This is a genomic window from Paraburkholderia sp. BR10936, from assembly GCF_040965735.1.
GTDB lineage: Bacteria > Pseudomonadota > Gammaproteobacteria > Burkholderiales > Burkholderiaceae > Paraburkholderia > Paraburkholderia nodosa_A.
The window spans coordinates 108,249-134,119 of sequence record NZ_JBFRCM010000012.1 but is presented as its reverse complement, the minus strand read 5'-3'; the positions used below and the strand labels follow the sequence as shown (position 1 = coordinate 134,119).

The following is a 25,871-nucleotide window of genomic DNA, read 5'->3' as shown; positions in this document are numbered from 1 at the left end:
CGAACTGCGCAGTTCAAGCGGCTCTGGCGGACTGATTCGCGAGGTAGCGGTCGATTGCACGCGCGGCGAGCTTGCCGTCCTGCACGGCCTGCACGGTGAGATCGGTTGCGCCATGGCCCGCACAGTCGCCGCCCGCGAAGACGCCTTCGATGGAGGTCGCACCGTCTGCATCCACGGCAATACGCGCGCCGCCTGCAGTAAGTTGCAGGGCGTCGAGGCCAACCAGGCCTTCGGGCAAGAGCTTTTGGCCAATGGCTTTCAGGACCATGTCGGCTTCCACACGCGCGATCTCGCCGGTGCCGCGCAACGCGCCGCCCGCATCGAGCGCCGTGCGCTCGAACTCCACAGCCTGCACGCGGGTGTCGCCAGTGATGCGCAGCGGCTTCATCCATTCGACCAGCACCACACCCTGTGCGCGTGCGAATTCCTGCTCGGCCCAGGTGGCGCTCATCTGCGCCGCGCCGCGGCGATACGCAAGCATCACCTGCTCCGCGCCCAGCTTGCGGCTTTGCACAGCGGCGTCGATGGCCGTATTACCGCCGCCGATCACCACCACCTTGCGGCCCACCGCCAGCGTGGAAAGATCGTCGGCTTCGCGCAGGCGTGCAATAAATTCCACAGCGTCGCGCACGCCGTCGAGCGCTTCGCCTTCAATGGCAAGCGCTTGCGTGCCGCCGAGTCCCACGCCGATGAACACGGCGTCATACGCCGCTCGCAATTCCGTAAGCGTGATGTCCCGGCCAAGCCGCTGGCCCTGACGTATTTCGATCCCACCGATGGAAAGCAGCCATTGCACCTCGCGCTGCGCGAAATCGTCGACGACCTTGTACGCCGCGATGCCGTATTCATTGAGGCCGCCTGGCTTCTCGCCCGCGTCGAACACGCTCACGCGATGCCCCGCGAGCGCAAGCGTATGCGCGCAGGCGAGCCCCGCCGGTCCGGCCCCGACCACGGCAACGCGCCGTCCCGTATCACTCGCGCGTTTGAAGAGCGGCGGCGCACCAGCGGCTTCGCGCGCCATCTGAAAGTCGGTGGCATGGCGCTGAAGAGCGCCGATCCTAACCGGTTCGCCATCCTGATGATTCCGGACGCAAGCGCCTTCACAGAGAATTTCGGTCGGGCACACGCGCGCGCACGTGCCGCCTAGAGGATTCGCGCTCAATATGTCGCGCGCCGCGCCCTTGAGATTGCCGTTGCCGATCTTGCGGATAAAGCCCGGAATGTCGATGCCAGTCGGGCAAGCCGCCACACACGGCGCGTCGTAACAATAGTGGCAGCGGTCGGCGGCAATGACGGCTGCGTTGGGCGAGAGCGGCGGCGCGACATCGGCAAAGTTGCAGCCGAGTTGCTCGGCCGTGAGGCGGCCAGGCGCGATGCCGTCGGCGGCATTCGAGTTGGGCTGGGACATCCGGATGCTCCTTGCGAGGCAAAACACGGGTCCGCCGGCTGTGCATGGCTCGCGCAGCCGGTACGTGGGGAAAGCGTGAAAGACAGCGCGGCTCTCAGGCCGCTTGCTTTGGCGTCAACGGCGTCAGCCGGGTTCGCTCGCGCGTTCGAGCATGGCGTGCAACAGCACGTTCGCGCCCGCCTCGATCCATTCGATCGTCGCGTCCTCGACCTCGTTGTGACTGATGCCGTCGATGCATGGCACGAACACCATCGAAGTCGGCGCGACCGTCGCGAGATAGCACGCGTCGTGGCCCGCGCCCGAAACGATCTCGCGGTTCGAGTAGCCAAAGCGCTCCGCCGCTGCGCGCACGGAGTTCACGCAGGCCTTGTCGAACGGCACCGGCGCGTAATAGAAAATCTGCTCGAGCTGCGTTTCGAGCTTGCCTTGTTCTGCAATCCTTTCGATTCCTTCGCGCAGCTCGGCGTCCATCTGCGCGAGCACGTCGTCCTGGGGATGGCGGAAATCGATGGTAAAGAACACGCGGCCCGGAATGACGTTGCGCGAATTCGGATGCACCTGCATCATGCCGACCGTCGCGCAGGCCAGCGGCGCGTGGCGCAGGCCAATTTCGTTCACGAGTTGCACGACACGCGAGGCGCCCAGCAGTGCGTCGCGGCGGCGCGGCATGGGCGTCGGACCCGCGTGCGCCTCCTGCCCCGTGAGCACGACTTCGTACCAGCGCTGGCCCTGCGCGTCCGTGACGACGCCGATCGTTTTATTTTCGGCTTCGAGTATCGGCCCCTGTTCTATATGCAGTTCGAACGCCGCGTGAATCTTGCGGCCGCCGCACGGCAGTTCACCTGCATAGCCGATGCGCTGCAGCTCCTCGCCGATGGTCTTGCCATCGATATCCTTGCGTGAGAGGCCGTAGTCGAGCGTAAAGACGCCCGCGAACACGCCGGAGGCGACCATGGCCGGCGCGAAACGCGAGCCTTCCTCGTTGGTCCAGATCACGGTTTCGACGGGGCGCTCGGTTTGAATGCCGTGATCGTTCAGCGAGCGAATCACCTCGAGGCCGCCCAGCACGCCATAGATGCCGTCGAAGCGCCCGCCCGTGGGCTGAGAGTCGGCGTGCGAACCGGTCATCACCGGCGGCAGGTCGTTGTTGCGCCCCGCGCGGCGCATGAACACGTTGCCCATCTGGTCGACGCTCACCGTGCAGCCGGCCTCTTTCGCCCATTGGACGATGAGATCGCGCCCTGTCTTGTCGAGATCGGTGAGCGCGAGACGGCACACGCCGCCCTTGGGCGTGGCACCGATTTTCGCCATCTCCATCAGGCTGTCCCACAAACGCTGGCCGTTCACGTGAATCGCGGTCGTCAGCGCGGCTTCGCTTACTGCGTTCATGCGTGTCCTCCTGTCCGTGTTCGTCAAACGTGCATTCTTGCCACCTTCTGGGGCGGGAAGCGCCATGGCGGTGCACGCTCGATTGGCGCATCGCGACTCCCAAAACCTCGCCCCGCGAATCCTGTCCGATTGGACAGGTTGTAGACGATAAACTTCGCGAATTCAATGCGGTGTTACCAGCGAGAAGCGTGCCATCGATGCTGCAGTGCGCGAAAAACGCGCCAGCACTCCGCGCGTTTTCCCCGAGAGCGGTGAATGCACGAGGCGCTTACATCGTGACTACAATGAAGCCGACATGGGCGCGGCAGCCGTGCGCCGCCTCTTCCCTACTGAACGGACTGACCATCATGCGCGACGACGAACCCACCACGCGAGCCGCGACTCACGCGATGCGCGGCACGGCTCACGAACGGGAAGCCGCTGACGCAACGCACAAGCCGCGCCGACGCAAAGCCGCCATTCGCGAGTCGAACGAAGCGCATCTGCTCGCCTGCGCGGAGGCCGTGTTCGCCGAGCGAGGCTTCGAAGGCGCAAGCACGGCGCTGATCGCGGAGCGCGCGGGCCTGCCGAAGGCGAATCTGCACTACTACTTCCCCACCAAGCTCGCGCTCTACTGGCGCGTGCTCGATGATCTGTTCGAGGAATGGAACGCGGCCGCCAACACGTTCGATGCGAGCGACGATCCGGTGGAGGCCATTGGTGGCTACGTGCGCGCGAAGATGGAACTCTCGCGGCGCAGACCGCTCGGGTCGAAAGTGTGGGCGAACGAGATCATCAGCGGCGCGACGCATATGCAGGACATCCTGCTCAAACGTGTGAAGCCGTGGATGGAAACACGCGTGAAGCTGATCGACCGCTGGATTGCCGAAGGCTTGCTCGCCCCCGTCGATCCGAAGACGCTGCTTTTCATGATCTGGGCGACCACGCAGCACTATGCCGATTTCGAGGCGCAAATTCGCGCGCTCTCGGGCAAGCGCGCGCTGTCATCGGCGGGGTTCGAAGCGAGTACCGAGGAAGTGGTGCGGTTGATTTTGCGCGCGAGCGGCGCGCGCTCGCCTGGGCATTGAGCGAAGCGGCAACGGTGTGCCGTTGCGTGGCTCCGATGGAGCATCGAATCACGACATGACGCAACGCGTCCTTTGCTGATCGTGCCGCCTTGCATCAACAGGTACACGCGCTCACACAGCACGACCTCCCGATTGCGGCGTAGCTTCTACATCGGTCACTTTATGCGCCGCGATTCACGCCATCGCGGCGCGATGTCTATGGGAAGCCCAGCGCATGTTCAACAACCGGATTCGCGCAGCATGGCTGGGTCTTTTCGTCGCCGCCATTGCGCCCGCCAGTCATGCGCAATACACGACCGACTGGCTCGCCAACAGCTTCGGCACGCTCGTCGCACACGTCGGTAACGGCGCGCGCTCGATGTGGGTCGCGCCCGAGGGTGTCATCTATACGTCATCGCGCTGGGACGAAAACGCGGGCGGCGTCGCGCGCTATCAGAACGGCGCAACGCTCGGCACCATCGGCGCACACGACGAGTTCCAGGGCAGTGCGATCACGGGCAACGCGACGTCGATCTTCGTCGCGCTCGGTTATAGCCGGGCGTACGGCAGCGGATCGGTGGGCCGCTACAACCGAAGCTCGAACACGCGCGAGCTTCGCATTGCCGTGAGCACCTGGACCGGCATCCAGAACGCGGATGTGATTACCGGTCTTGCGACAGCGGGCACACTCCTCTACGCCAGCGACTACTACGGCAACCGCGTGCGGGTCTACACGACCGACGGCGTCTGGCAGCGCGACATCGGCGTCCAGCAACCCGGCGCACTCGCAATCGACGGTGCAGGCAACGTCTGGGTCGCGCGCGAAAACGCAGGTGTAGTCGCACAGTTCAGCCCAGCCGGCACGCCGATGAGCACGATCCAGATGGCCGCTGGCGCCCGGCCCTCTGCACTCTATTTCGACGCACCGACGAACCGGCTACTGGTTGGCGACGAGGGGCCCGACATGAACATCAAGTGTTATGCCCTGACCGGCATGCCGGCGCTGGTCGGCACGCTCGGCGTGCAGGGCGGCTATCTGGACACCACGACGGGCATCAAGGGGCAGGTCGGCGACAAGCGCTTCACGCGCGTCGTCGGTATCGGCAAGGATGCAGCGGGCAATCTGTATGTGCTCAATAACGCATGGGGCGGCGACTGGGACCTCGGCCGCAACGGCAGCACCGACATTCATTCGTAGAACTCATCGGGCACGCTGCAGTGGACTTTGCAAGCGCTCAATTTCGAGGCGATCGCGGCGCCCGACCCGGCAACCGATGGCGCGGACTTCTACAGCGGGAACACCATCTACACGGGTACAGCAGGCGGCGCGTTCGTAGCGAATACGATCGATCCGTTCAGCTGGCCGGCCGACCCGCGCCTGAACATGAACGACTATCAGCGCGGGCAGTTGTTCGGGCAACTCGTGGTGGTGGGCGGCAACCGCATTCTCGTCGCCTCCGGGCAGAATCCCGACACCTTCAACTTCTTTCATTTCCAGCCGTCGAGCGGGTACATTGCCATTCCCGACGGGTCCATTCCCGGCAAGGCGTTCAATACGAATACGAAGGTGACGGGCGGCTTCGCGATCGACGGCAATGGCGACGTCTGGGCCGGGCTCGACCGAACCAACCAGATCTACCATTACCCGCTGACCGGCTTCGACGCGAACGGCAAGCCATCATGGGGCGCCGCCAGCACGATCCAGATCCCGCGAACCGTGCGCCCGCTCACGCGCATCATTTATCAGTCGGACAGCGACACGATGATCCTCGCGCAGGGCATTGCGGGAAGCTGGGACTGGACAGCCATGAACGGGCACATCGAGATCTATCACGGCTGGAAAGCGGGCAACACGAGCGCGCCGAGCCCGGTGATCGATCTCACGAGCGCGAATCCGAAATCGCTCGCGGCAGCGGGCCACTACCTGTTCGTCGGCTACGTGCATACGGTGCCGAATATCGACGTGTTCGACCTGAACACCGGCAGTCTCGTCACGACCTTGACGAACTCGAACCCGACGGCGATGGATGTCGGCAACGACGTGGATTCGATGTATGGCATTCGCGCATACCTGCGCTCGACCGGCGAGTACGTCGTCACGAAAGACAACTACAACGGATCGAGCGTCGTGGTCTATCGCTGGCACCCGTAACGCCTGTTCTGGAACGCAATTAGCGTGGTTGCACGGTCTCACGACCGCGCTCTGATCTGCGCGCGGCCGATTTCTCGCTTAATTGAAAGCGTTTATTGAAAGCGCTTTGTTTGGCCGAACCAACGCCATTCGCTAGCATTTCTTCGCCAACCTGGCCCATCCCAGCTGCCAGCCCGGACAATCCACCTACAGGCGACGTCGTTTACCGAGTCTTCAAGGCCTATGAATGGTATTGATTCGTCATGCGAATCAAGTCAGCGAAGGCGTAGCCTTCTAATCGCCGTATTCTGCAGCGATACATCATTGCGTTCCGCTAATGAGAAGCGAAGTCGCAACGAAGATAGTTCTTCTGAACCATGCCGACGACACGCACCGGGGGAGCGCGTCGAGGTACATCGCTTGCGCGCCTGTTGAACAACGCGCGGAGCGGTTTTGCGCGGGCAAGTCGGGCGTTTTAAGTGGCTTGCACGAGAAATAGGGGGAACGATGAACCGATCAACGAAGCAGACCGTGGTATGGGTGCTCGCTTTGGCCCTGTCGGGTGCGGCTTATGGTGCGGCCGGCGGTAATGGCGGGGGAAACGGCGGCGGTAATGGTGGAGGCAACGGCGGCGGCAATGGCGGCGGCAACGGCGGTGGCGCAGGAGCCGGTGCTGGTGCGGGCGGTGGCCACGGCTCTGGGTCCGGGTCCGGGTCCGGGTCCGGGTCCGGGTCCGGGTCCGGGTCCGGGTCAGGTTCGGGCTCGGGCTCTGGGTCAAGTTCAGGCTCTGGTTCGAGTTCGGGCTCAGGCTCAGGCTCAGGCTCAGGCTCAGGCTCAGGCTCAGGCTCAGGCAGCTCCGGTGCAGGTGGTTCCGGTGCAGGTAGTTCCGGTGCAGGTAGTTCCGGTGCAGGCAGCTCCGGTGCAGGCAGCTCCGGTGCAGGCAGCTCCGGTGCAGGCAGTTCCGGCGCAGGCAGTTCCGGTGCAGGCAGTTCCGGCGCAGGCAGTTCCGGCGCAGGCAGTTCCGGTGGCAGTAGTTCCGGTGGCAGTAGCGCCGGCGGAAGTAGCGCCGGTGCAGGCGGCGGTAGCTCGAGTGCGGGTAGCTCTTCAGGTAGCGCAAGCGCAGGCGGCCCGGGTGGACCTTTGGGCCGCGGCTCACCACGCATGAGTGCGGCGACGGCCATGGTCGAAATCGTGCCGCCTCCTCCGCCGGCGCCGATCGTAAACGCGCCGGTTACCAATGCATATAACCCACCGCCGCACGCGCCCTATTCGGATTATCGTCCGAATGCGTTGGTGATACCCACTCCAGCCAGGACCGACAATGCCCCGCCACCGGGTGTGACTACGTCGATCCGAGGCACAACCACCCCGGCACCCAGTGCGCCGGTTGCGAACTACGCGCCGCCGCAGAGCGTACCGCGTCCACCTCCGGTTTCCGTCGCAAGGCCGGCTGCCGAGCCGGTTGCGAACGATTACGGTCCGCCAGGCGTGTCCGGCACGGGCAGCGGCGCGCGCCACGGCGCCGGTCCTGCTGGGGCTGCGAACCACTCTGGCTCGCCGGGCGTAGGCGGCACGACCAAAGCGGGCTTCGCGGTAGACACAGGCGGGTACGAACCACCGATCCTGACGCCGACGAGCACGCCTTGATCGTATTCATGCTCTCCCGGGACAGTTCGCATGGGTATCGGCACGGTGACGAATCGCCGTGCCGTGGTCGACGGCATGGCGTCCGGCTTCGGCCCAAGCAGCGCGATGCTGCTGCGGGCGATGCCCTACTACATCAACGAATTCCCCGAGCCGGTACGGCTACGCCGACTTCTACGCCGATCACCGGCACCTGGAAGCGTCCGTCATCCTGCCCGGCGCGCAACGTTATTTGACCGTATGGGACGGGGTGGAGATCGACGAGGCGTTCGGCGCGAACCGCGATCCGGTTCGAGAGTCTGGAGACCGAGGACAATTTCAACGATCTTTACAGATTGATCGTCCAGACGATGCCCAAAGCGCAAACCTGAACGACCTCACCGGCCTGCGCACCGTGGATTGCCGCCCGTTCGACCTTGCCGACGCTCGATCGAGACCCGGGGCTCGCGCAAAAAAGGCCTATGCAAGCGGATTACACGAATTCATGACAACGTGGCGAGCCCTGCGGCAAACGACCGCACCCCAAACGCCAGATGGCGTTGGGCCGTGCAATCGGTCCGCGTCGTACACTGTGCATTTCGACGCTCGTAGCCCGGAACGCCGTCGTGCCCATTCACTATCTGCGCAGTTTCACCTCTGTCGAACGCACCGAGCAGGCCAACCTGCGGCTTGGCCGTGCACTGGCCTGGGTCGCAGGCGCCATCAACGCCGGCGGGTTCCTCGCCGTTGGGCAATACACGTCGCATATGTCGGGCATCGTCTCGTCGCTTGCCGACAGCACCGCGCTTGGCGATAGCGGCATCGCGTTGTCCGCCATCAGTTCCATCCTTGCCTTTGCGAGTGGCGCCGCGACTTCCGCCATTCTGATCAACTGGGGGCGCCGCCGTTGCGCGCGCAGCGTCTATGCGCTGCCGCTCCTGCTCGAAGCCGCCCTGCTCCTTTGCTTCGCCGCGCTCGGCGCGAATCTCGGCATCCATCGCGTTCTCTTCGTGCCGCTGACGGTGGCCGTGCTCTGTTACATCATGGGCGTGCAGAACGCCATGATCACGAAAATCTCGCACGCCGAAATCCGCACGACGCATGTGACCGGCATCGTGACAGATCTGGGAATCGAACTTGGGAAGGCGCTCTACTGGAACTGGGGCGTGCCGTCCTCGGCGTCGCATCACGTGGCGGCGGACATGCAGCGGGTACGCGTACTCGGCTCCCTGCTCGGCATGTTTTTGCTTGGCGGAACGCTGGGCGCAGTGGCTTTCCGGTATTTTGGATTTGCCGCGGGCGTTCCCTTGTCGATGGTGCTGGTGATTCTCGCGAGCGTCCCGGTTACCGACGATTTGCGCCGCCTGCCACTGCGCGATCTTTTTTGAGGAATACGTCGGTCGCCGGCGGCAGATACCGGGCAATTCATTCGCTTATCAGAAACCTGTCGCGATTCTTCGCGTCCTTGATCCAGTTCGGCGCGCGTCCTCTGCCGGACCAGGTCGCACCGCTTGCGGGATCGCGATATTTCGGGGGCGCCGCGCTATGCGAAAGCCCCGACCTGCCGCGACGACTACCAAATATGTCTTGCTGCGTGTACCCGAATTCGGCCACCTTTGCGCGGATATCGGCGAGAACCGTCTCGAACTCCTGCTGACGGGCGACGGTCGCCTGACGCTCGAGTTCCGCGAGTTGCGCCTTCAGTTCCTTGTACGTTGCCACGAATCGTCTCCTGCGCGTGGACACCATTCGCTAATCATAGTGGCTTTCGCTCACACCGCCTTCCAACGTGATCGCAAGGCATTCGCGGCAGCAGATCGCTCAGGCCGTGACGAAGACAATTGCCCCCGCATCGGCAACCTGGGCGAACAACCGCACGAAACGATAGCTTTGCGCCTGGATAGTCAGTTCGTTGAGCCCGGAGCGCGTGCCTTCCAGTATCGCGCGAGCCACCGGCTCCGGAATCGCGCCGAGGTGCGCCCAGTCTTCCGGCAGCAGCGCGGGATCGCCCAGATAGACCTCGCTTTTCCCGCCAGGCGTTCGAACGAGAATCAGGCTTCCTCCCTTGTCGAGTGCAATTTCCAGGTACTCGGACAAGGTTGCCAATGCCTCTGTGTCGACATCGCGGGCGGCATGTGAATTCGAAGTCATAGGGTGGCCACGCTGAGTAGTATGTCGATCACTATCGTACCCCCGCTCCTGCCTGTTCGGCGCATTTTGACAGCGGCACACGTTCAGGGATGTAACCCGAACATACCGTGCCAGATCGCACTAAAGAGGTTCGCGTGACGACGATCGTCGGACTTTTGCGATTCCTCGTCGCCTGCGCCGTGCGATGAAGACGGCGGCACGGCTTCTTCCGGCGCGCCGGCATTGCGCGGCGCGGCGCTGTCCGCCTGACGCGACAGGTGCAGTGCGATAGCGCCGTCGGCAATGCGCCCGGCGAGTCGGGAATCGCAATCACTGGCGAGCAGTGCGCCGAATACGACGTCGCGGTTGTAGCCCTGCTCCGCGAAGCGCATGGCCACGCTCACGTGCCGCGCATAGGCCTCCTGACGCGCCGCCTCCTGCAAGCGCGCCTCTTCTTCCCGCTCGCGGGCCATACGCCCCATCTCCTTGGCATAGACTGCGTCATAGACGCTGCGCTGCGCCGGATCGGAAAGAATCGCGTAAGCCTCCTTGATCTCCTGGAACTGCGCATGCGCAGCGGCTTCGCGTCCCATATTACGGTCGGGATGCGCTTTCATCGCGGCCCTGCGGTAGGCCCGCTTGATTTCCGCGTCGCTCGCGTCGTCGCTTACGCCCAGCAAGTCATACAACGTCGCCATGGCTCGCACAAATGGAAGTGAGATGCGGTCGATCGTAGCATGTCGTCCGCGGACGCACCGCGCGTGCGATGACGATCGCCAGCCGGCAACCGATCAATTGTCCTAAGCAAACGAGCCGCGGATATCGAAATCCGCCCGCGCCGCCAGCGCGCAGCACCCGGGTTCTCAGCGTCGAACCCGGGTCCAGCGACACCACTCGTGGTGATCGAGATTGCGCAGCAAATCGGCCCTGCGCCGTTCGCGCCGATAGTGAGCGGCGACACCAACTGCGGCTATTACGAGCACGATCGTGCCGGCAGCCATACCCAGCCAGGACTGGTCCACGTCAGCCTCCTCGGATCCATGCGGATCGCAACCCAATTGTGAGCAACGCACTCTGAATATAGCCCGTCCGTGTGACAGACTATGCGGTCTCGACCGCCAATCAGCGCACTCGGGCGACCGCTCTCAGGAGCGCATCGCCTTGAGGCGTCACGCGGGGCGTAGGGAAGCCGGATTCGGGCGTATCGACGATGACGAGGTGCAGATCGCGAAGCGCACCGAGTTCCTCCCGGTCGGGCTCGATCCGCCCTGGTGCATTCTTTATCAGCATCAACGTGGCAAGTTCGTGGGGGCTCAACATGTTATTTCCCTCCCGCTTGATCCTGTTTTGATCACGCTTCTTCGCGACTGCGAGCTACCGCAGTTTCGCCGCAGTCTCCGAAGCGATGTCCATGCATGCGCGCGTGTACCCGGCCGCCTGTGAAGCAACCCACGGCAATAGCTCGACCTGGTTGCGGACGAATTGCTCGGGCGTCTGGACGGACAACATGCCTTCGAAGTGCTGTTGCGAACCAGCGAATATCGACCTGCAAGTCGCGAGATTCAGGCGTGAGAGTTCACAAACACCATCGAATAGATGACCGGTCAACGTAGTCAACTTTACGGCCCACGATTCGCTTCCCGCCGCCGCGAATTTTTGATTAGACATACTAATTTAACCTCTGCGCATTTCATTAATCGTTATGTCTGCATCGACCGCGATTGATGTATGGCTTTTCAACGCAATTGGCATTGCCCATGCGAAAGCGAATGCCGGAGTCGAACTAGAGCCTTGATTCTAACTTTGTTAAATCCGTCTCATGAATGCTAGTTGAGTCAGGAGTTTCCCCAATTCATTACGCAGATGCGCTGAACCGCAGTATGGCCGCGGCAAGTGTCGAACAGGCTTGCAAACCGTTGACTTGTCAGCCTGAATCTCGGCCGGTCAGACAAGAACAGACGAACCACAGGTTTCGCGCAGTCAGATGACGAAAGACGTCAAACAAGATACGGCTTGCGATGAGGATTCATCGCAAGCGCAATTGTGAGTGCGGCGCTGTTGCGCCCTCAAACAACGGGAGCGGGAATATCAATGCGCGGCGACTTTCACCGCATTGCGTTGCGCAAGCAGTTCGCGTATGCGCGCCAGATGCAGATCGCCAACGGCCGTATGAACCGGCTCGACCTTGCGGGCACGACGCGCAGCAGGTGGCCATGCACCGAGGTATCGGCACAGCGCGGAAACGAACGGCCGCTTCCCCCCGCCAGCAAGTCGCCGCGTCGCAGCGGCGACCCGATCCGCCCCTACATTTGCCACCAGCCATTCAAACGCCTGACGGTCTTCGTCATTCACAATGCGAATTAGCGATTCCATGCGACGCTCCTACTGGACGTAAACACATACTGTGAATTTATACAGTATTTTGCGTCAGCGCAAGCCAAGTTTGAACTGGCTCCGGGGAGCGTTCGCATGGGGAAGGACAGATCGGGAGTCGCCTTCCAAGGGCGTTGCCTCGGGTGGAAGCGCGGGCGGCGCACTACTCGCTGGCCGCGGCGTCCCCCTTCTGGGCCGTCAACCGGTTCCTCACGGCCGTCACGCCCAGCACCGGCCTCGCCGCATTGCCCGCGCGCGAGATCTGCCAGGTCTCCGGGACTGTGCCCGAGAGCGTGACGACGCCATGGCTGACCCGAATGTGAATGTCTGAATCGTCGAGATCCGGCACGCGCCTGATGGCACGGCGAACGTCACGCACCACTGAGGTATCCGGCCGGCTTCCGGGCGTCGATGCCGAGACTCTTTGCACGGCCGCACCGGCCGGCTCGCTCACGCCGGTTTGCGCGTTCGCATTGGCAGCGCAGCTCGCGATAGCCACGAACACCATCGCGCCGATCGTTCCATTCGCACCGTTTCTGTTCATGCTGCCTCCATCGGGTCGAGTCAACCGAGGAAAAGCGCCACCTCTGAGCGTATGTTCGCACAGGAAGTCATGCGTCGCGTTCACGATGGCCTGGGCCGCCCCGATGCCTGCCCGAGCGCACACGCTGATGCAGCGGATGACTTCGGCGCCGCACTGCGCTACCCTAACAACTCCGATACAAAAAGTCGTCGTATAACCATGTCACACATCAGCACGGGCGTCGAATACGGGCTGCATTGCCTGCTCTACCTTGCCGGCACGTCCGCCGGCGTGCGCGAGGCGAGCGTACGCGACCTGGCGGAAATGCAGGGCGTGCCCGTCGATTACGCGGCCAAGCTCTTCACGCGCCTCGCCAAAGCCGGCATCGTCGAGTCGACCGAAGGCATACGCGGCGGCTTCAGACTCGCGAAACCCGCGCGCAATATTTCGGTGCTGGATGTCGTCGACGCCATCGACGGCGACAAAGCGCTCTTCGACTGTCGCGAAGTACGCCGGCAATGTGCCGTTTTCGACGACGAGCCGCCCGCATGGGCCACACGCGGCACCTGCTCGATCCATGCCGTGATGCAGGGCGCCGAGCGCGCCATGCGCGCGGAGCTCAAGCAACACTCGCTTGCCGATCTCGCCACCCGCGCGTATTCCAAGGCGCCTGCCAGCTACCACCATCACGTGGTCGACTGGTTCACCGAGCGCGCTGCCAATCGGCGCGGGTAACGACCGTCGCGTTGCGAGCCCTTCCAGCATGCAAAAAAACGCGGAGCCTCCATCGAGGCTTCCGCGTCCAATCAGATCCGTCGTTATCCTGAATGGTCAGGCAACCACGATGCGCAGCGGATCTGCGGCGGCGAGCGCTTGCTCGCGGTCCGCGCGAGGCGGATAGATCCATTCGGAGTTGATCCGGTGCTTGAGCTTCTTCGCCTCGGCGCCCTGCAACTTCACTTCGCGCTCCCAACCTTCCGTGTAGACCGCGCCCCACGGGCCCAGATCCAGACAGGTCACGTACTTCGGCTGGCTATACGGAATCAGAGCGAGGCCGAGCAGATCGGCGGCCGCGTTGTGGCCTGCCGAGCGCCCCAGGTTCATCGCGTGCTGGCACGACATCATCGTGTGATTGCCTTCGTCGTCGGTGGCTGCGCGGGCGACGTCGCCCGTCGCGTAGACACCGGGCACGCCCTCCACCGCTAGATTGCGATCGACATACAGACGCCCCAAGGCGTCGAGGCGGCCCGGAATCTGCGCGGCCAACGCGCTCGCGCGCAGCCCGGCCGTCCAGATCACCGTGTGCGATTCGATACGCTGGCCGTCCGTTGTCGTGACGCCGCCGGCATCCACTGAAGCCACACCCGAACCAAGCTTCGAGGTCACGCCGAGCGAACCCAGCGCCTCTTCGATAACGGGACGCGGGCCCGCGCCCAGGTCGGGGCCGATCGCATCGTTACGCTCGACGATGATCACCTTCACGTTCACCTGCTCGCCCAGCGCCGCGCGCAGGCGTGCCGGCATTTCCGCGGCCGTCTCGATGCCGGTGAATCCGCCGCCCGCCACCACCACGGTATTGCGCGCGGGCGTGTCCGGCTGGCTGGCCAGACTGCGGATGTGCGCTTGCAGTTCGACCGCCTCGTCGGTCTGATCCACGCTGAAGGTGTGATCGGCCAGGCCCGGGATCGACGGGCGGAACAGCCGGCTGCCAGTAGCCAGCACGAGGCGGTCGTAGCCAAGCGTAGAGGACCGGCCATCGACATCGGTCAGATCCACGGCGCGGCGCTCCACGTGAACGCGCTCCACCGTGCCCTGGATGAACTTGACGCCAGTCGCATCGAAGATCTCCTTGAGCGGCGCCCGGAAGTTCGCGGGGCCTTCTTCGTACAGGCGCGGACGGACATGCAGATGCGGATCCGGAGCGACCAGCGTGATCTCCACGTCCGTACGCCCCTGCTGATCGAGCAGCCGCGCCGCGCTCAGCGCGCTCCACATGCCGGCGAAGCCGGCCCCAATAACAAGAATACGCTTCGACATGTGTGCTTCTCCAATGCAGGGATACGTGATATCGGTGGACTCGCGCCGCGCCCGCGCTACGCATAACTCGGATTCTATGAGTCGTAGTTTAATCGCGCAAGCCCCCTTTTGGGGACGCACTGTTGACGAATCAGACAACGATGCCGTGTGGCCGGGCGCTACATGCCCATGCCCGTCCCTGCTCCCGTGCTTGTGCCGGTACCCGTGCCCGTGGTCGTGGCTGGGTTCGAAGTCGCATTCAGATCGAATCTTCCATACACGCCATCGGCTTCGTCATTCGGCCCCGCCGCGAAAAACAGCGTATTGGAAGGCTGATTGCCGAGGTCGTTGCCGAACGCAATGCCCCACACGCCTGGCTCAACAAGTGCATTGCCGTTCGAACTGTTGAGCGGCCCCATCGACTGGCCGTTCGATGCATTGAACGCGTTGATCGCGCCATTACCGAAATTGCCGATCAGAATCGCGCCGCTCATCGAGCCGAAGTTCGCGGGCGCTTGTGCAATGCCCCATGGCGCGTCGAGCGGACTGCCCGTCGCGAAGCGCTGCTTCAGGTTACCGGCCGTGTCGTACATGTCGACCATGCCAAGCCCCGCGCCTGCGACATCGTCGTGCTTCGCCGCGTCCTGCATCGCATAGGTGACGAACAGATTCGAGCCGATCGCCTGGATGCCGAACGGCGCGAAGCCGGCCGGCATCGCCGGGTCCGTGAAGCCGCCCGGCACCGTCACCTTGTTGAACGAGGTATTGAAAACGTCGATCTTGTTGTTATGGAAGTCGGTCGCGTAGAGGAAGTTCGCGTTGTTCATCGTCGCGAGCGCGAGCCCCTTGTACACTGCGCCGCCCGTGCCGTCGTCGTACATGACGAATGCGTTGGTTGGCCCGACCGCCGGCGCCCACGCGGTGATGGTGCCGCCCTCGCCCGCGAAGATGAACGCCGCGAGGCCTGACTTGCCGTTTTCCGTCACGGTAAAGCTTTGTGTGCCGTTGAAGACGATGCCCGTGGGTGATGCCGTGCCGTTCTTGCCGTTGGGTATCGCGACGATCAGCGATTGCGGCACGCCGTTGCCGTCATAGAGCGTTGCGACATTGGTGCCGTTGTCCGCGACCCAGGCAAAGCCATTCGGATTGAAGGCGACACCCCACGGATTCTTCAGATTCCCGTCGATGTGCGCGGCCGCCACCGCACCATCGGAAACGAGCGCCGTCGCCGTGAACGTCGACGGGACGGGCACGCTCGCACTGCTGGAGCCCGAGCTGGAACCGGAACTGCCGCCACACGACACGAGCGTCGCGATGGCCGCGCCACATGCTACGACGCCGAATACGGCGAGTAGAGACTTCATGACCGCACTCCTCGTTCAGTCCAAAGGGCTAACGGACAAAGAACGAGGAGGATGCGGCGTTTATTCCAGCGAAGAAACGGGGCTTGTTCCGCGGGCGATCGTAATGACTGAACTAGCTAGCGAAAAATCCGCGGCGGGCAACGAGCGCTATGCGTGACGATCCGGTGCCTGCAAACTTGCCGATACCGGCGGCAATCTGCGCGGCGTACCGAGCATGGCAAGTTGCTTCTCGTGCGGCGTCAGCGCGCCGCTGTCGCGCTTGTCCGCTTCGGCATACTTTTGCGCGGCATGAGAGAAATCGCCTTCGCCTTCCAGCGCCTGCCCCCACAGTTCATACGAGGGCGCGAAATCGGGACGAAGTTCCACCGCGTGCGCCAGTTTGACGATCGCCGCATCGTATTGTCCGTTGTCGATGAGCGCCTCGCCCCAGTCGTGCAGGATGTTCACATCGTCGCGGTGCATTTCATCTGCGCGATGGAACGCGCTGAGGGCTTCGGCATACCGGTGCGCGTGCAACAGGACGTCGCCGAGCAAGCGCTGGTTCTCTGCGGTACTCCACCGCTCGTGAGCGCCTGCACGAAGCTCCTCGATGGCGGCGTCGATTCTCCGCTCCTGCTCGAGCGCAATGCCGAGATTCGCCCGCAAGACGGCCGAGTGCGGATACAGCAACAGCGCGTCGCGCGACTGCTGCTCCGCCTCCTCGGAGCGGTTTTGCCGCAGCAGCAGCCAGCCTTTTCCAGCGAGCGCCCACTGGTGTTGCATGGAGCCCGGCCGGCCGAGGACATCGTCATAGATGGCTTCGACCTCGCTGTAGTCACATTGGCCCGGCGAACACCGTGTCTTTTGCACCGCTGCGAAGACATGGCTCGCGAGCGTATTCGGTTCGACGAGCCGCATGACCTCGATCGCGATGTCCCGCATCGACTGGTTGAAATCAGTGCCGGTGAACGCAACGTCGTCGTGCATGGCGTTGAATGGCCCGTTTTCGATCTGAATATGCGCGACATAGGCATCTGCGCTGCCGTTCATATGTGTAATGCCGATATGGACGACCACGTCCTGCTTGTTCCTGAACAGCGTCGATTTCAGAAAGCCGACGATCGAAGCATAGGACATGTCCTCACCGGGCAGCTTGATATCGGGGCTGTCGTTATCGGCCAGCGATACATCGTGCGGAACCGCGTCGCTGTCGCTGCTGATTCCGCGCATCGCCGCAAGAATTCGTTCTGCCAGGAATTCCGGGGTATAGCCGGTGTCGGCCAGCGCTTTCGGTGTTTCCACCGGAGGCACCAGCACATGTTGGGTGAGCGCGCCGGAGATGACGAGCCAGCAAAAGGGACCGGCCAGGACCAGGATGATCCAGGGGAGCACAAAAGGCCACGCCACTCCTGGCAAGCGGCTGATCAACCCGATCAGAAACAACACATGCGATAGACCCGCGGGTCTGCGATCCGGAAGGCTCGACATGTTGCACCTCGATTCGGCTGCAGTTGGCTGGGCCCAACTGGCGATCGGCGTGAACGCATCGACTATGCCAGCGCTCGCAAACGCTTTACTGCCGGGCGTTTTGGGCGATGTTTGCGAATTTCGCGCGTCGCAGGTGTTATCGCCGGGCCAACGCTCCGACAGGGGGAGTGCCGGTTCGCACCGGACACCTGGGAACGCGCGCTTACTTCACCGCCTCCGCGTCTTCGACCTCGCCCGCCACGGGCACGTTGCCCGAGGGGCTCATCATGCGCGGCTGCAGCATCAGCGCGACGAGGCCTGTCCAGCCGGTCTGGTGCGATGCGCCGACGCCGCGCCCGTTGTCGCCGTGGAAGTACTCGTGAAACAGCACGAGATCGCGGCAGCGCGGATCGGCCTGCAGCAGCGGGTAAGCGCCCATCACCGGGCGCTCGTTGTTGCGGTCGAGCAGAAAGAGCGTCGTGACGCGACGCGCCAGCTCGTCGGCGATCTGCGCGAGCGAAAGCTTCTTGCCTGAGCCGGTCGGATACTCGACGCGAAAATCGTCGCCGTAGTAGCGGTGAAATTCATACAGCGACTCGATCAGCAGATAGTTGACCGGCATCCACACCGGGCCGCGCCAGTTCGAATTGCCGCCGAACACGCGCGAGTCCGATTCGGCGGGGAGGTATCTGACGCGGAAGTCGCAGCTGTTGTGCCGGTAAACAAAAGGCTCGTCGAGATGGGCGCGAGAGAGCGCACGCACGCCGTGATCCGAGAGAAATTCGGCTTCGTCGAGCATACGCCGAAGCAGCGCTTTCATCCGGTGCCCGCGCAATAGCGAGAGCAGCAAGGAATTGCCCTTGCCAGGTTCGTTCCAGCGCGACACGAGGCGGGCAAGGTCGGGCCGGTGCTGGAGGAAAAAGACCAGCCGCTCGCGCAGCCCCGGCAGGCCGCCGTGTACCCGCTCCTCCAGCACGCGCACCGCGAAGAAGGGAATCAGCCCGACGATCGAGCGCATCCGCAGCGGCACGCTGGTGCCGTCGGGCAGCCTCAGCTTGTCGTAGAAGAACTCGTCCACGCTGTCCCACAGGCCCGTCTCGCAACCGTCGTCGCAACTCACCGCGCCCGCGATATACAGGAAGTGCTCGAAGAACTTCACGCCGATATCGACGAACACATGGTTCGCGAACGCGAGTTCGAGCGCGATGCGCATCAGGTCCAGGGCGTAGGCCGCCATCCATGCGGTGCCGTCCGCCTGATCGAGATGTCCGCCTGTCGGCAGCGGCGACGAACGGTCGAAGATGCCGACGTTGTCGAGTCCCAGGAAGCCGCCCTGGAAGATGTTGTGGCCGTCCGCATCCTTGCGGTTCACCCACCAGGAAAAATTCAGCAGCAGCTTGTGGAAGACAAGTTCGAGGAAATCCCGGTCAGCCTTGCCGGTGATCGCGCGATCGATCTCGTACACGCGCCATGCGGCCCACGCGTGCACGGGCGGATTCGCGTCGCCGAACGCCCATTCGTAGGCGGGCAACTGGCCGTTGGGATGCTGATAGCGGTCCTTCACGAGCAGCAGCATCTGCTTCTTTGCAAACATCGGATCGACCAGGGCGAACGCGACCGCCTGAAACGCGAGGTCCCACGATGCGTACCACGGGTACTCCCATTTGTCCGGCATCGAGAGGATGTCCGCGTTGCATAGATGCCGCCAGTCCGCGTTGCGCCCGCGCTGGCGCGCGGCGGGCGGTGTCGGCTGCAGCGGGTCGCCTGTCATCCAGCGGTTCACGTCGTACTGGTAATACTGCTTCGACCACAGCATGCCCGCCAGCGCCTGGCGCTGCACGAGCCGCGCGTCGGCACTTTCGATGTCGCGCTGCAGCGCGTCGTAGAACGCGTCCGCCTCGGCAATGCGCTGCGCGAACAGGCCGTCGATGTCGAGCGCTACGTCCTCCTTCGGCGCGGATAGCGGACGCCAGCGGAACGTGACGACTGCGCGCCCGTGCGCCGCGATCTCGAGATGCACGCGCGCGGCCGCCTTCGTGCCCGCGTCGCGCCGGATCGCGTCGTTATTGCCGTGCACGACATAGTCGTCGAAGCCGTCCTTGAATGGACCGGCGCCGTCCATGCCGAACAGGCGCTTCACGTTGGTCTCGTTCTCGCAAAACAGCCACTCGACGCGCTCGCCTCTTTGTGCGGCAGCCGTCACGACGAGCGGCTCGTGCGTGCCGCAGTGCGCGACGACATGCTCGCCCTCGGCGGACGAAACGAGCGCGAGCGACGGCTTGCTGCCTGTGGCCTTCCACGACCACGTGTTGCGCGCCCAGAACTGCGGCAACACGTCGATCGATGCGTGCTGCCCGGCGCGGTTCTCGACTGTCACGCGCATAACGATGTCTTCCGGCGTGTGCTTGGCATATTCGATCTGCACATCGAAATAACGCTGATCATCGAATGCGCCCGTGTCGAGGATTTCGTATTCGGGCAAGCCGGCGCCGCGCCGCGCGTTTTCGTCGACCAGGTCCTGGTAGGGAAACGCCGCCTGCGGGTACTTGTAAAGCATGCGCATGTACGAATGCGTCGGCGTGCTGTCGAGGTAGAAGTACAGCTCCTTCACGTCCTCGCCATGATTGCCTTCCTGATTCGTCAGACCGAACAGACGCTCCTTCAAAATCGGGTCGAGGCCGTTCCACAGCGCGAGCGAACAACACCAGTCCAGCCGCTCGTCCCCGAATCCGGCCAGGCCGTCTTCGCCCCAGCGATAGGCGCGCATGCGCGCGTGGTCATGCGGGAAATAATCCCACGCGGTGCCGTGCTCGCTGTAATCCTCGCGCACGGTGCCCCACTGGCGCTCGCTGAGGTACGGTCCCCAGCGCTGCCAGCGGGCGTAATCGGCCGAGTACAGGCGTTGACCTTCAACCGTGTGGATGAGGCCGGCGGCGCGCTGCAGCATGGGCATCTCCTTGAATTGGGGCCGCCACGGTGGAGCGTGGCGCGGCGAATCTCCCATGCTAGCGCGGTTTGGCCGCCGGGCGCATGCGCCGCGCTACGGGTAGGCGCTAGCCGCCATCGCCGAGCCGTTTGAGGATGCGCAGCAATTCGCCGAGGGACCATGCCTGGAACGGTGTGCCGCCAGGCCGGTGCGGCGCATCGCCATCGGCGACCTCGGAAACATGGTCGAGCCCGGCGCGGTCGAGATGCGCGAGCAGCGGCGTGACGAACCGCTCGCGAGCGAGCGCGCACTGCGCCGCGGTATCGCCGTTCACGCGCAGCCAGGCATCCACGAAGGGGCCGAGCAACCAGGGCCAGACGGTGCCCTGATGATAGGCGCCGTCGCGCTGCAGCACCTCGCCACGGTACTGCCCGCGATACGCGCGGTCAGACGGCGCGAGCGTGCGCAGCCCCATGGGCGTGAGCAGGTTGGCTTCGACCTGCGCCACGACCGCGCGCGCCGCATCGCCTTCGAGCAGCGCGAACGGCAGACCGCCCGCCGCGAAGATCTGGTTCGGCCGAATCGAGCAATCGACCGTACCGTCCACGTGATCGAGATCGACCACGTCGAACAGCGCGCCCGTCGACGGATCGACAAAGCGCCCGGCAAACGAGGCGCTTGCGCGCGCTTCCAATTCGCGCCAGCGCGTATCCCACGCCGCGGCGATGCGCAGCGCATTGATCCACAGCGCCTGTATTTCCACCGGCTTGCCGATGCGCGGCGTGACCACCCAGTCGCCCGCCTTCGCATCCATCCAGGTGAGCTGCACGCCCGGCACGCCCGCTCGCAGCAGGCCGTCGCGCGGATCGGCTGCGATCCCGTAGCGCGTGCCGCGCGCATAGCCTTCGAGGATGGCGTCGACGGCGCCCTGGAGCGCACGCCGCGCTTCGTGCGGCACGTTCCCGGCCGCAAAGTAGTCGTGCACCGCCACGACGAACCACAGCGATGCGTCGACGGAGTTGTATTCGGGCGCGCCGCCTGCGTCGGGAAAACGGTTTGGCAGCATGCCCTCAGAAACGGTCGCCGCCCATTCGAGCAGGATCGCGCCCGCCTCCTCGCAGCGCTCGTTCGCGAGCAGCAGGCCACGCATGGCGATGAACGTGTCGCGGCCCCAGTCGGTGAACCACGGATAGCCCGCGACGATCGTACGGCCCTCGCCGCGTGCAACGGCATAGGCATTGGCCGAACGCTGCAGACGCGAGCCGAGCGACGCCCGGCGCGCTTCTTCGATGCCGACGAGCAGCTGCGCGCGGCTCGCCGCGCTATCGTTGCTGTCGAGCGAGGCATCCGGCACACCCGAAGATGGTTGCGCGTGCAACAGTATCACCACATCGCCTATGCCCAGGTCAAACGTGAATACGCCTGGCGTCGCGAGATCCTCGATGTAGTCGAGCCCTCGCTCGCGTTCGCGCGGGTAGCAGAAGTTGCGGTACCAGTCCGGCGCATGCGTATAGCAGCCGTTGGAGCGCGCGACGATGGCGGGCAGATCGCCGTACGGTTGCCAGCGCACGTGCTCGCCGTCGATCTGGGCGTTGAAGTCGAACGCGGGGTTCTCGTGGTGCAGCCCGTGATAGTCGCGGCCCGAGATCAGCAGGCGGACTTTCAGCACGGCAACGCCAGCCCCGGAGGGTGCATCGAGCCGCCAGCGCAGCACGGTTTCGCGGCTCGCCTTCGCCAAGAACACTTCCGCCGTGAGCACGGCGCCGCCGTCCAGCCGGTAGCACCACGTGGGCCACGGCGAGGTGTCGAAGCTCGCGATGCGCCCCGAGGTATCGGGATAGAGCAGATCGGGGGCGTAGCGCTGCATCGTCAGCGCGGTCTTGCGCTCCCCGTCCTCGAGCCAGGCTTCGATGCCGTTGACGAGCACCACGCGGTTCGTGGGCGGCTGCATAGCCGTGAGCAGCAGCGCGTGGTAGCGGCGCGTACGCGCGGTGCCGACTGTGCCGGATGCAAATCCGCCGGCGCCGTCCGCTTCGAGCCATTCGTCGTCGAGGCGCTGCGCATCGATGGGGCTGTGAAGACGCGTCATCGGTTGTCCTACCCTCGTGGATCATCTGCGCAACGATACTCCCGTCGGCGCGGAGCAGCCAGAAAGCGAGTCGAAAGACGCGGGCGACGTGAACATCGCGAAATTGTTTACGTGCGTGCAGGGTTAGCGGGGCTCGGGCCGCCCGCGCCGCTGCCGGTAATGGATCTGCGCGGGCACCTGAATGGACTCGGGCGCGCCTTCGCCTTCGAGCAGTGAAAACACGCAACGCAGGCTATGTTCCGCGAGTTGCGCGCTGTCCTGCACGATGGCGTCGATGCGAAGCGGCAGGCAGTCGAGCAGTTGATGATCGTCGAAGGTCATCACGCGGCCCGGCGCCTCGGCCAGTTGATGCGCTTCGTTCACGAACTCCAGCAAGCCTTCGAGCAGCGTGATCGAACCGGCGAACAGCGCCTCGGGGTAGCGCCCATGGGCTTCGAACCAGGCCTTCATCAGCGCATAGCCCGACTCTCGCTGGTAATCGCGCTGATACACCCAGTCGGCCTGCTCCGCAATGCCGTGCCGCTCTAGCGCGAGCCGATAGCCCGCAAGGCGGTCGCGGCTCGGGGAAAGTTCCGGCTGGCCACCGAAGAACACTACTTCCCGTGCGCCCTGTTCGATCGTCTCGCCCACCAGAGCCGCCACCGTTTCAGCGGCGTCGGTAATTACATAGGGAATCGCGCTCGTCGCCACGCGGCGGTCGGCGAACACGATCGGCAGACGCTTCACCCACTTGTCGTAGCGCGGCGCTTCGGCCGTGCACGGGACGACCACCACGCCATCCACCTGCTGCGCGACCAGATGCGCAAGACCCTCGGTCTCGCGCACCGGATCTTCGTCGCTCGTCACGATCACGAGCTGATAACGGTAGCGCTCGCGGCATTGCCATTCCATGGCCTGGGCGAGCGCGGCGTGCGCCGAGTTGGTCAGATCGGGAATCACGAGGCCGATCGTGTTGCTGCGCCGCGAGCGCAGCGCGCGCGCCGATTGCGACGGCGTGAAATGATGGTCCCTCGCCACCTGCAGCACACGCTCGACCGTGGCCGCCGAGATGCGGTAGCGCTCGGCATTGCCGTTGAGCACCATGCTGGCCGTGGTCCGCGAAACCTCCGCGAGGCGGGCAATGTCGTCGATAGTCAGACGCTCGAACTGGGACACGCGGCGTTCCTGCTGGATGTGAGTTGGGGATCGGGTGAACGCGGGAGCGAAGAGCGGGCGACGCGGCTGCGAGCCAGGGCAAGGCCCAAAACGAAGCGCCCCGTGTGGCACGGGGCGCGCAGTCACTCTCAAGTGCGCGCGGTCGCGAAGTCTTCGCGTCCGATGGTACTACGCTCGCGCGCGCCTGAAAACGTGCTTACTGCTTGTACAGGTTCAGCGGCACCGGGATGAACTTGTCGACCGGCTGACCGTCGACCACCTTCTTCGCGGCCTGCACGCCATACTGGCCGATCAGTTCGGGCTGCTGCTGCACGGTCGCGGCCATCTGGCCGGACTTGACCGCGGCGATCGCGTCGTCGGTGGCGTCGAAGCCGACCACGGCCACGTTCTTCAGGCCCGCAGCCTGCAGCGCCTTGACCGCGCCCAGCGCCATTTCGTCGTTCTGCGCGAACACGCCCTGAATGTCCTTGTTGCTCTGGATGATGTTTTCCATCACCGAAAGGCCCTTGGCGCGATCGAAGTCGGCGGGCTGCTTCGTGACGATCTTCACGCCGCCCTTTGCCGCGATTTCATCGTCGAAACCGGCGCCGCGCTCGTTGGCCGCCGACGAACCCGGAATGCCCTGCAGCTCGACGATGTTGCCCTTGCCGCCCAACTTGTCGGCGAGAAAACCGGCAGCCATCTTGCCGCCTGCCTTGTTGTCCGAAGCGATATGCGAGCTGACTTCCGCGCCGTTCACGCTGCGGTCGAGCGAAATCACCTTGATGCCCTTGCTCGTCGCTTCCTTCACGACGTTGGCCACGGCCGAAGAATCGGTCGGGTTGATGAGGATGACGTTGACCTTCTTCTCGATCAGGTCCTCCACGCTCGCCTGCTGCTTCGCCGGATCGTTCTGCGCGTCGACGGTGATGAGCGTCACGCCATCCTTCTTCGCTTCGTCTTCGGCGCCTTTCTTGAGCGAGACGAAGAACGGATTGTTGAGCGTCGAGATCGACAGGCCGACTGTGACCGCGCCGCCCGAAGCCGGCGCCGCCGACGCGCCAGCATCGGCCGTGCTGCCCGGACCTTCCTTCGAGCAGGCCGTGAGGCCCAGCACGAGCGAACCGGCAGCGAGCGCCGCAAAGAGTTTCGATATCGACGGCGAATTGTGCTTATTCATAGTCTTCCTCCTCGTTATATGTGGAGTGTGTGGAGATATACAACTCAGGATAACTATTGATGCCAAACTGCCGCGCCACGCGATTCGAGCGTGGCGCAGCCTGGGGGATTACGACGACTTCTTGTTGCCGCGATCGATCAGCACGGCGAGCAGGATCACGATGCCCTTGATGACCTGCTGATAGAACGACGACACGTCGAGCAGGTTCAGGCCGTTGTTGAGCACGCCGATCAGCAGCGCGCCCACGAGCGTGCCGAAGATCCAGCCGCGACCGCCCGTGAGGCTCGTGCCGCCCAGCACGACCGCTGCGATGGCGTCGAGCTCGTAGCCCGTGCCCGCGGTCGGCTGCGCGGAGTTCAGGCGCGAAGTCAGCACCACGCCCGCGAGCGCCGACATGACGCCCGCGATCGTGTACACCCACAGCTGGATGCGATCGACTTTCACGCCCGAAAGCTTCGCCGATTCGGCATTGCCGCCCGTCGCGTAGATATGGCGGCCGAACACGGTCTTGCGCAGCAGCACCCAGAACACGCCGAACATCACGAGCATCAGCACGACGGGAATCGGCACGAGGCGCGCGACATAGCCGCCGCCCAGCAGCGAGAAGAAGTCGCTGTTGAAGCTGCTGATCGGGCTGCCGTTCGACACGACGAGCGCGAGGCCGCGCAGCACCGTCATCGAACCGAGCGTGGCGATGAACGGCGCGACCTTGCCCTTGCTGATGACGAGTCCGTTGGCGAAGCCCATCAGGCCGCCAGCCACGAGGCCGGCGAGCGTCGCGACGATAGCGGGCGTGCCCGTGCTCAGCAGCGTCGCGATGATCACCGAGGAAAGCGCGAGCACGGAGCCCGCCGAGAGATCGATGCCGCCGAGCAGAATCACGAGCGTCATGCCGAACGCGATCAGCGCGTTGATCGACGCCTGGCGCATCACGTTGAGCAGGTTGTCGAGCGTGAGGAAATCGCGGCTCACGATCGAGAGCGCCACGGAGATGATCAGCAGTGCTACGAAGGGTCCGAGCTTTTGCAGCGTCGCCCGGCTGCCGGGGGTAAGGGTCACTTGCGACATGTCATGTCTCGCTAGTTTGTAGTGT

Annotated in this window: 22 protein-coding genes and 1 pseudogene; 6 read left to right on the top strand and 17 right to left on the bottom strand. The window is 64.0% G+C overall.

The genetic code is table 11. From position 1 onward, the window contains the following. Nucleotides 1-13: 13 nt before the first annotated feature. Entirely contained in the window at nucleotides 14-1,408 is a 1,395-nt protein-coding gene (locus AB4Y36_RS24190) for an NAD(P)-dependent oxidoreductase (RefSeq protein WP_368684310.1), read from the bottom strand. A 123-nt stretch (nucleotides 1,409-1,531) separates the two neighbouring features. Continuing rightward, entirely contained in the window at nucleotides 1,532-2,797 is a 1,266-nt protein-coding gene (locus AB4Y36_RS24185) for a Zn-dependent hydrolase (protein WP_069262157.1), read from the bottom strand. Nucleotides 2,798-3,186: 389 nt separating this feature from the next. Between AB4Y36_RS24185 and AB4Y36_RS24180 the strand changes: the two genes are divergently transcribed. The 3 genes and pseudogenes from AB4Y36_RS24180 (at nucleotide 3,187) to AB4Y36_RS24170 (ending at nucleotide 8,985) form a co-directional block, all read left to right on the top strand. After that, a complete protein-coding gene (locus tag AB4Y36_RS24180; RefSeq protein ID WP_256094511.1) occupies nucleotides 3,187-3,864 on the top strand; it encodes a TetR/AcrR family transcriptional regulator in 678 nt (225 codons plus the stop codon). A gap of 214 nt (nucleotides 3,865-4,078) precedes the next feature. Further along, nucleotides 4,079-5,995, top strand: a pseudogene (locus tag AB4Y36_RS24175) (SMP-30/gluconolactonase/LRE family protein). Nucleotides 5,996-8,223: 2,228 nt separating this feature from the next. Further along, nucleotides 8,224-8,985 carry a YoaK family protein gene (locus AB4Y36_RS24170; RefSeq protein WP_069262161.1) on the top strand — a complete coding sequence of 254 codons (762 nt, stop codon included), beginning with the start codon at nucleotides 8,224-8,226 and terminating at the stop codon, nucleotides 8,983-8,985. A 37-nt stretch (nucleotides 8,986-9,022) separates the two neighbouring features. Here the strand turns inward: AB4Y36_RS24170 and AB4Y36_RS24165 are convergent, their stop codons facing one another. The 3 genes from AB4Y36_RS24165 to AB4Y36_RS24155 all read right to left on the bottom strand — a co-directional run bounded on the left by AB4Y36_RS24165 (nucleotide 9,023) and on the right by AB4Y36_RS24155 (nucleotide 10,425). Further along, nucleotides 9,023-9,319, bottom strand: a complete 297-nt coding sequence (locus AB4Y36_RS24165; protein ID WP_069262162.1) for an H-NS histone family protein — start codon at nucleotides 9,317-9,319, stop codon at nucleotides 9,023-9,025. A gap of 99 nt (nucleotides 9,320-9,418) precedes the next feature. Continuing rightward, complete coding sequence (locus tag AB4Y36_RS24160) at nucleotides 9,419-9,748, bottom strand: hypothetical protein (protein ID WP_069262163.1); 330 nt, start codon at nucleotides 9,746-9,748, stop codon at nucleotides 9,419-9,421. Nucleotides 9,749-9,831: 83 nt separating this feature from the next. Next, a complete protein-coding gene (locus AB4Y36_RS24155) occupies nucleotides 9,832-10,425 on the bottom strand; it encodes a DnaJ domain-containing protein (RefSeq protein ID WP_069262164.1) in 594 nt (197 codons plus the stop codon). Nucleotides 10,426-10,623: 198 nt separating this feature from the next. Here AB4Y36_RS24155 and AB4Y36_RS24150 point away from each other — a divergent pair, with 198 nt between their 5' ends. After that, nucleotides 10,624-10,791: a hypothetical protein gene (locus AB4Y36_RS24150; RefSeq protein ID WP_176732827.1), complete on the top strand. Its 168-nt coding sequence runs from the start codon at nucleotides 10,624-10,626 to the stop codon at nucleotides 10,789-10,791. A 58-nt stretch (nucleotides 10,792-10,849) separates the two neighbouring features. Here AB4Y36_RS24150 and AB4Y36_RS24145 read toward each other — a convergent pair whose 3' ends face one another. The 4 genes from AB4Y36_RS24145 to AB4Y36_RS24130 form a co-directional block, all read right to left on the bottom strand. Then, on the bottom strand, nucleotides 10,850-11,047 hold the full coding sequence (locus AB4Y36_RS24145) for a hypothetical protein (protein ID WP_028204658.1): 198 nt from the start codon (nucleotides 11,045-11,047) through the stop codon (nucleotides 10,850-10,852). Nucleotides 11,048-11,101: 54 nt separating this feature from the next. Next, the gene (locus AB4Y36_RS24140; protein WP_368603194.1) at nucleotides 11,102-11,395 is read right to left on the bottom strand and encodes a phasin family protein; all 294 of its coding nucleotides are present in this window, start codon (nucleotides 11,393-11,395) and stop codon (nucleotides 11,102-11,104) included. Between the two features lie 420 nt (nucleotides 11,396-11,815). Then, nucleotides 11,816-12,100, bottom strand: a complete 285-nt coding sequence (locus AB4Y36_RS24135; protein ID WP_368684309.1) for a hypothetical protein — start codon at nucleotides 12,098-12,100, stop codon at nucleotides 11,816-11,818. Nucleotides 12,101-12,263: 163 nt separating this feature from the next. Beyond that, nucleotides 12,264-12,644 (bottom strand): BON domain-containing protein, encoded by a 381-nt coding sequence (locus tag AB4Y36_RS24130; protein ID WP_069262167.1) that lies wholly within the window; start codon nucleotides 12,642-12,644, stop codon nucleotides 12,264-12,266. A 198-nt stretch (nucleotides 12,645-12,842) separates the two neighbouring features. Between AB4Y36_RS24130 and AB4Y36_RS24125 the strand changes: the two genes are divergently transcribed. Next, complete coding sequence (locus AB4Y36_RS24125; RefSeq protein WP_069262168.1) at nucleotides 12,843-13,358, top strand: Rrf2 family transcriptional regulator; 516 nt, start codon at nucleotides 12,843-12,845, stop codon at nucleotides 13,356-13,358. Between the two features lie 96 nt (nucleotides 13,359-13,454). Here AB4Y36_RS24125 and AB4Y36_RS24120 read toward each other — a convergent pair whose 3' ends face one another. Together AB4Y36_RS24120 and AB4Y36_RS24115 are read right to left on the bottom strand one after the other, a co-directional pair. Then, nucleotides 13,455-14,660, bottom strand: a complete 1,206-nt coding sequence (locus AB4Y36_RS24120; RefSeq protein WP_368684308.1) for an NAD(P)/FAD-dependent oxidoreductase — start codon at nucleotides 14,658-14,660, stop codon at nucleotides 13,455-13,457. Nucleotides 14,661-14,818: 158 nt separating this feature from the next. Next, the gene (locus tag AB4Y36_RS24115) at nucleotides 14,819-16,003 is read right to left on the bottom strand and encodes a TIGR03118 family protein (RefSeq protein ID WP_368684307.1); all 1,185 of its coding nucleotides are present in this window, start codon (nucleotides 16,001-16,003) and stop codon (nucleotides 14,819-14,821) included. Here AB4Y36_RS24115 and AB4Y36_RS24110 point away from each other — a divergent pair. Beyond that, on the top strand, nucleotides 16,002-16,160 hold the full coding sequence (locus AB4Y36_RS24110; protein WP_368610199.1) for a hypothetical protein: 159 nt from the start codon (nucleotides 16,002-16,004) through the stop codon (nucleotides 16,158-16,160). The two genes, AB4Y36_RS24115 and AB4Y36_RS24110, sit on opposite strands and share 2 nt — an antisense overlap. Here the strand turns inward: AB4Y36_RS24110 and AB4Y36_RS24105 are convergent. The 6 genes from AB4Y36_RS24105 to AB4Y36_RS24080 form a co-directional block, all read right to left on the bottom strand. After that, nucleotides 16,151-17,470 (bottom strand): tetratricopeptide repeat protein, encoded by a 1,320-nt coding sequence (locus AB4Y36_RS24105; RefSeq protein WP_368684306.1) that lies wholly within the window; start codon nucleotides 17,468-17,470, stop codon nucleotides 16,151-16,153. The genes AB4Y36_RS24110 and AB4Y36_RS24105 overlap by 10 nt on opposite strands. A 202-nt stretch (nucleotides 17,471-17,672) precedes the next feature. After that, on the bottom strand, nucleotides 17,673-20,402 hold the full coding sequence (locus AB4Y36_RS24100) for a glucosidase (RefSeq protein ID WP_069262172.1): 2,730 nt from the start codon (nucleotides 20,400-20,402) through the stop codon (nucleotides 17,673-17,675). A gap of 100 nt (nucleotides 20,403-20,502) precedes the next feature. Beyond that, entirely contained in the window at nucleotides 20,503-22,464 is a 1,962-nt protein-coding gene (locus AB4Y36_RS24095) for an amylo-alpha-1,6-glucosidase (protein ID WP_368684305.1), read from the bottom strand. Between the two features lie 123 nt (nucleotides 22,465-22,587). Continuing rightward, the gene (locus tag AB4Y36_RS24090; protein WP_368684304.1) at nucleotides 22,588-23,619 is read right to left on the bottom strand and encodes a substrate-binding domain-containing protein; all 1,032 of its coding nucleotides are present in this window, start codon (nucleotides 23,617-23,619) and stop codon (nucleotides 22,588-22,590) included. A gap of 196 nt (nucleotides 23,620-23,815) precedes the next feature. After that, nucleotides 23,816-24,778, bottom strand: a complete 963-nt coding sequence (gene rbsB / locus AB4Y36_RS24085) for a ribose ABC transporter substrate-binding protein RbsB (RefSeq protein ID WP_368684303.1) — start codon at nucleotides 24,776-24,778, stop codon at nucleotides 23,816-23,818. 108 nt (nucleotides 24,779-24,886) lie between these two features. Then, nucleotides 24,887-25,846 carry an ABC transporter permease gene (locus AB4Y36_RS24080; RefSeq protein ID WP_368684302.1) on the bottom strand — a complete coding sequence of 320 codons (960 nt, stop codon included), beginning with the start codon at nucleotides 25,844-25,846 and terminating at the stop codon, nucleotides 24,887-24,889. Nucleotides 25,847-25,871: the final 25 nt, after the last annotated feature.

Excerpts from the sequence above, each read along its gene's own strand:
- AB4Y36_RS24190 (WP_368684310.1), bottom strand. The coding sequence starts at position 1,408 with ATGTCCCAGCCCAACTCGAATGCCGCCGACGGCATCGCGCCTGGCCGC.
- AB4Y36_RS24185 (WP_069262157.1), bottom strand. The coding sequence starts at position 2,797 with ATGAACGCAGTAAGCGAAGCCGCGCTGACGACCGCGATTCACGTGAAC.
- AB4Y36_RS24180 (WP_256094511.1), top strand. The coding sequence starts at position 3,187 with ATGCGCGGCACGGCTCACGAACGGGAAGCCGCTGACGCAACGCACAAG.
- AB4Y36_RS24160 (WP_069262163.1), bottom strand. The coding sequence starts at position 9,748 with ATGACTTCGAATTCACATGCCGCCCGCGATGTCGACACAGAGGCATTG.
- AB4Y36_RS24155 (WP_069262164.1), bottom strand. The coding sequence starts at position 10,425 with ATGGCGACGTTGTATGACTTGCTGGGCGTAAGCGACGACGCGAGCGAC.
- AB4Y36_RS24145 (WP_028204658.1), bottom strand. The coding sequence starts at position 11,047 with ATGTTGAGCCCCCACGAACTTGCCACGTTGATGCTGATAAAGAATGCA.
- AB4Y36_RS24140 (WP_368603194.1), bottom strand. The coding sequence starts at position 11,395 with ATGTCTAATCAAAAATTCGCGGCGGCGGGAAGCGAATCGTGGGCCGTA.
- AB4Y36_RS24135 (WP_368684309.1), bottom strand. The coding sequence starts at position 12,100 with ATGGAATCGCTAATTCGCATTGTGAATGACGAAGACCGTCAGGCGTTT.
- AB4Y36_RS24130 (WP_069262167.1), bottom strand. The coding sequence starts at position 12,644 with ATGAACAGAAACGGTGCGAATGGAACGATCGGCGCGATGGTGTTCGTG.
- AB4Y36_RS24125 (WP_069262168.1), top strand. The coding sequence starts at position 12,843 with ATGTCACACATCAGCACGGGCGTCGAATACGGGCTGCATTGCCTGCTC.
- AB4Y36_RS24120 (WP_368684308.1), bottom strand. The coding sequence starts at position 14,660 with ATGTCGAAGCGTATTCTTGTTATTGGGGCCGGCTTCGCCGGCATGTGG.
- AB4Y36_RS24110 (WP_368610199.1), top strand. The coding sequence starts at position 16,002 with ATGACCGCACTCCTCGTTCAGTCCAAAGGGCTAACGGACAAAGAACGA.
- AB4Y36_RS24115 (WP_368684307.1), bottom strand. The coding sequence starts at position 16,003 with ATGAAGTCTCTACTCGCCGTATTCGGCGTCGTAGCATGTGGCGCGGCC.
- AB4Y36_RS24105 (WP_368684306.1), bottom strand. The coding sequence starts at position 17,470 with ATGTCGAGCCTTCCGGATCGCAGACCCGCGGGTCTATCGCATGTGTTG.
- AB4Y36_RS24100 (WP_069262172.1), bottom strand. The coding sequence starts at position 20,402 with ATGCCCATGCTGCAGCGCGCCGCCGGCCTCATCCACACGGTTGAAGGT.
- AB4Y36_RS24095 (WP_368684305.1), bottom strand. The coding sequence starts at position 22,464 with ATGACGCGTCTTCACAGCCCCATCGATGCGCAGCGCCTCGACGACGAA.
- rbsB (WP_368684303.1), bottom strand. The coding sequence starts at position 24,778 with ATGAATAAGCACAATTCGCCGTCGATATCGAAACTCTTTGCGGCGCTC.
- AB4Y36_RS24080 (WP_368684302.1), bottom strand. The coding sequence starts at position 25,846 with ATGTCGCAAGTGACCCTTACCCCCGGCAGCCGGGCGACGCTGCAAAAG.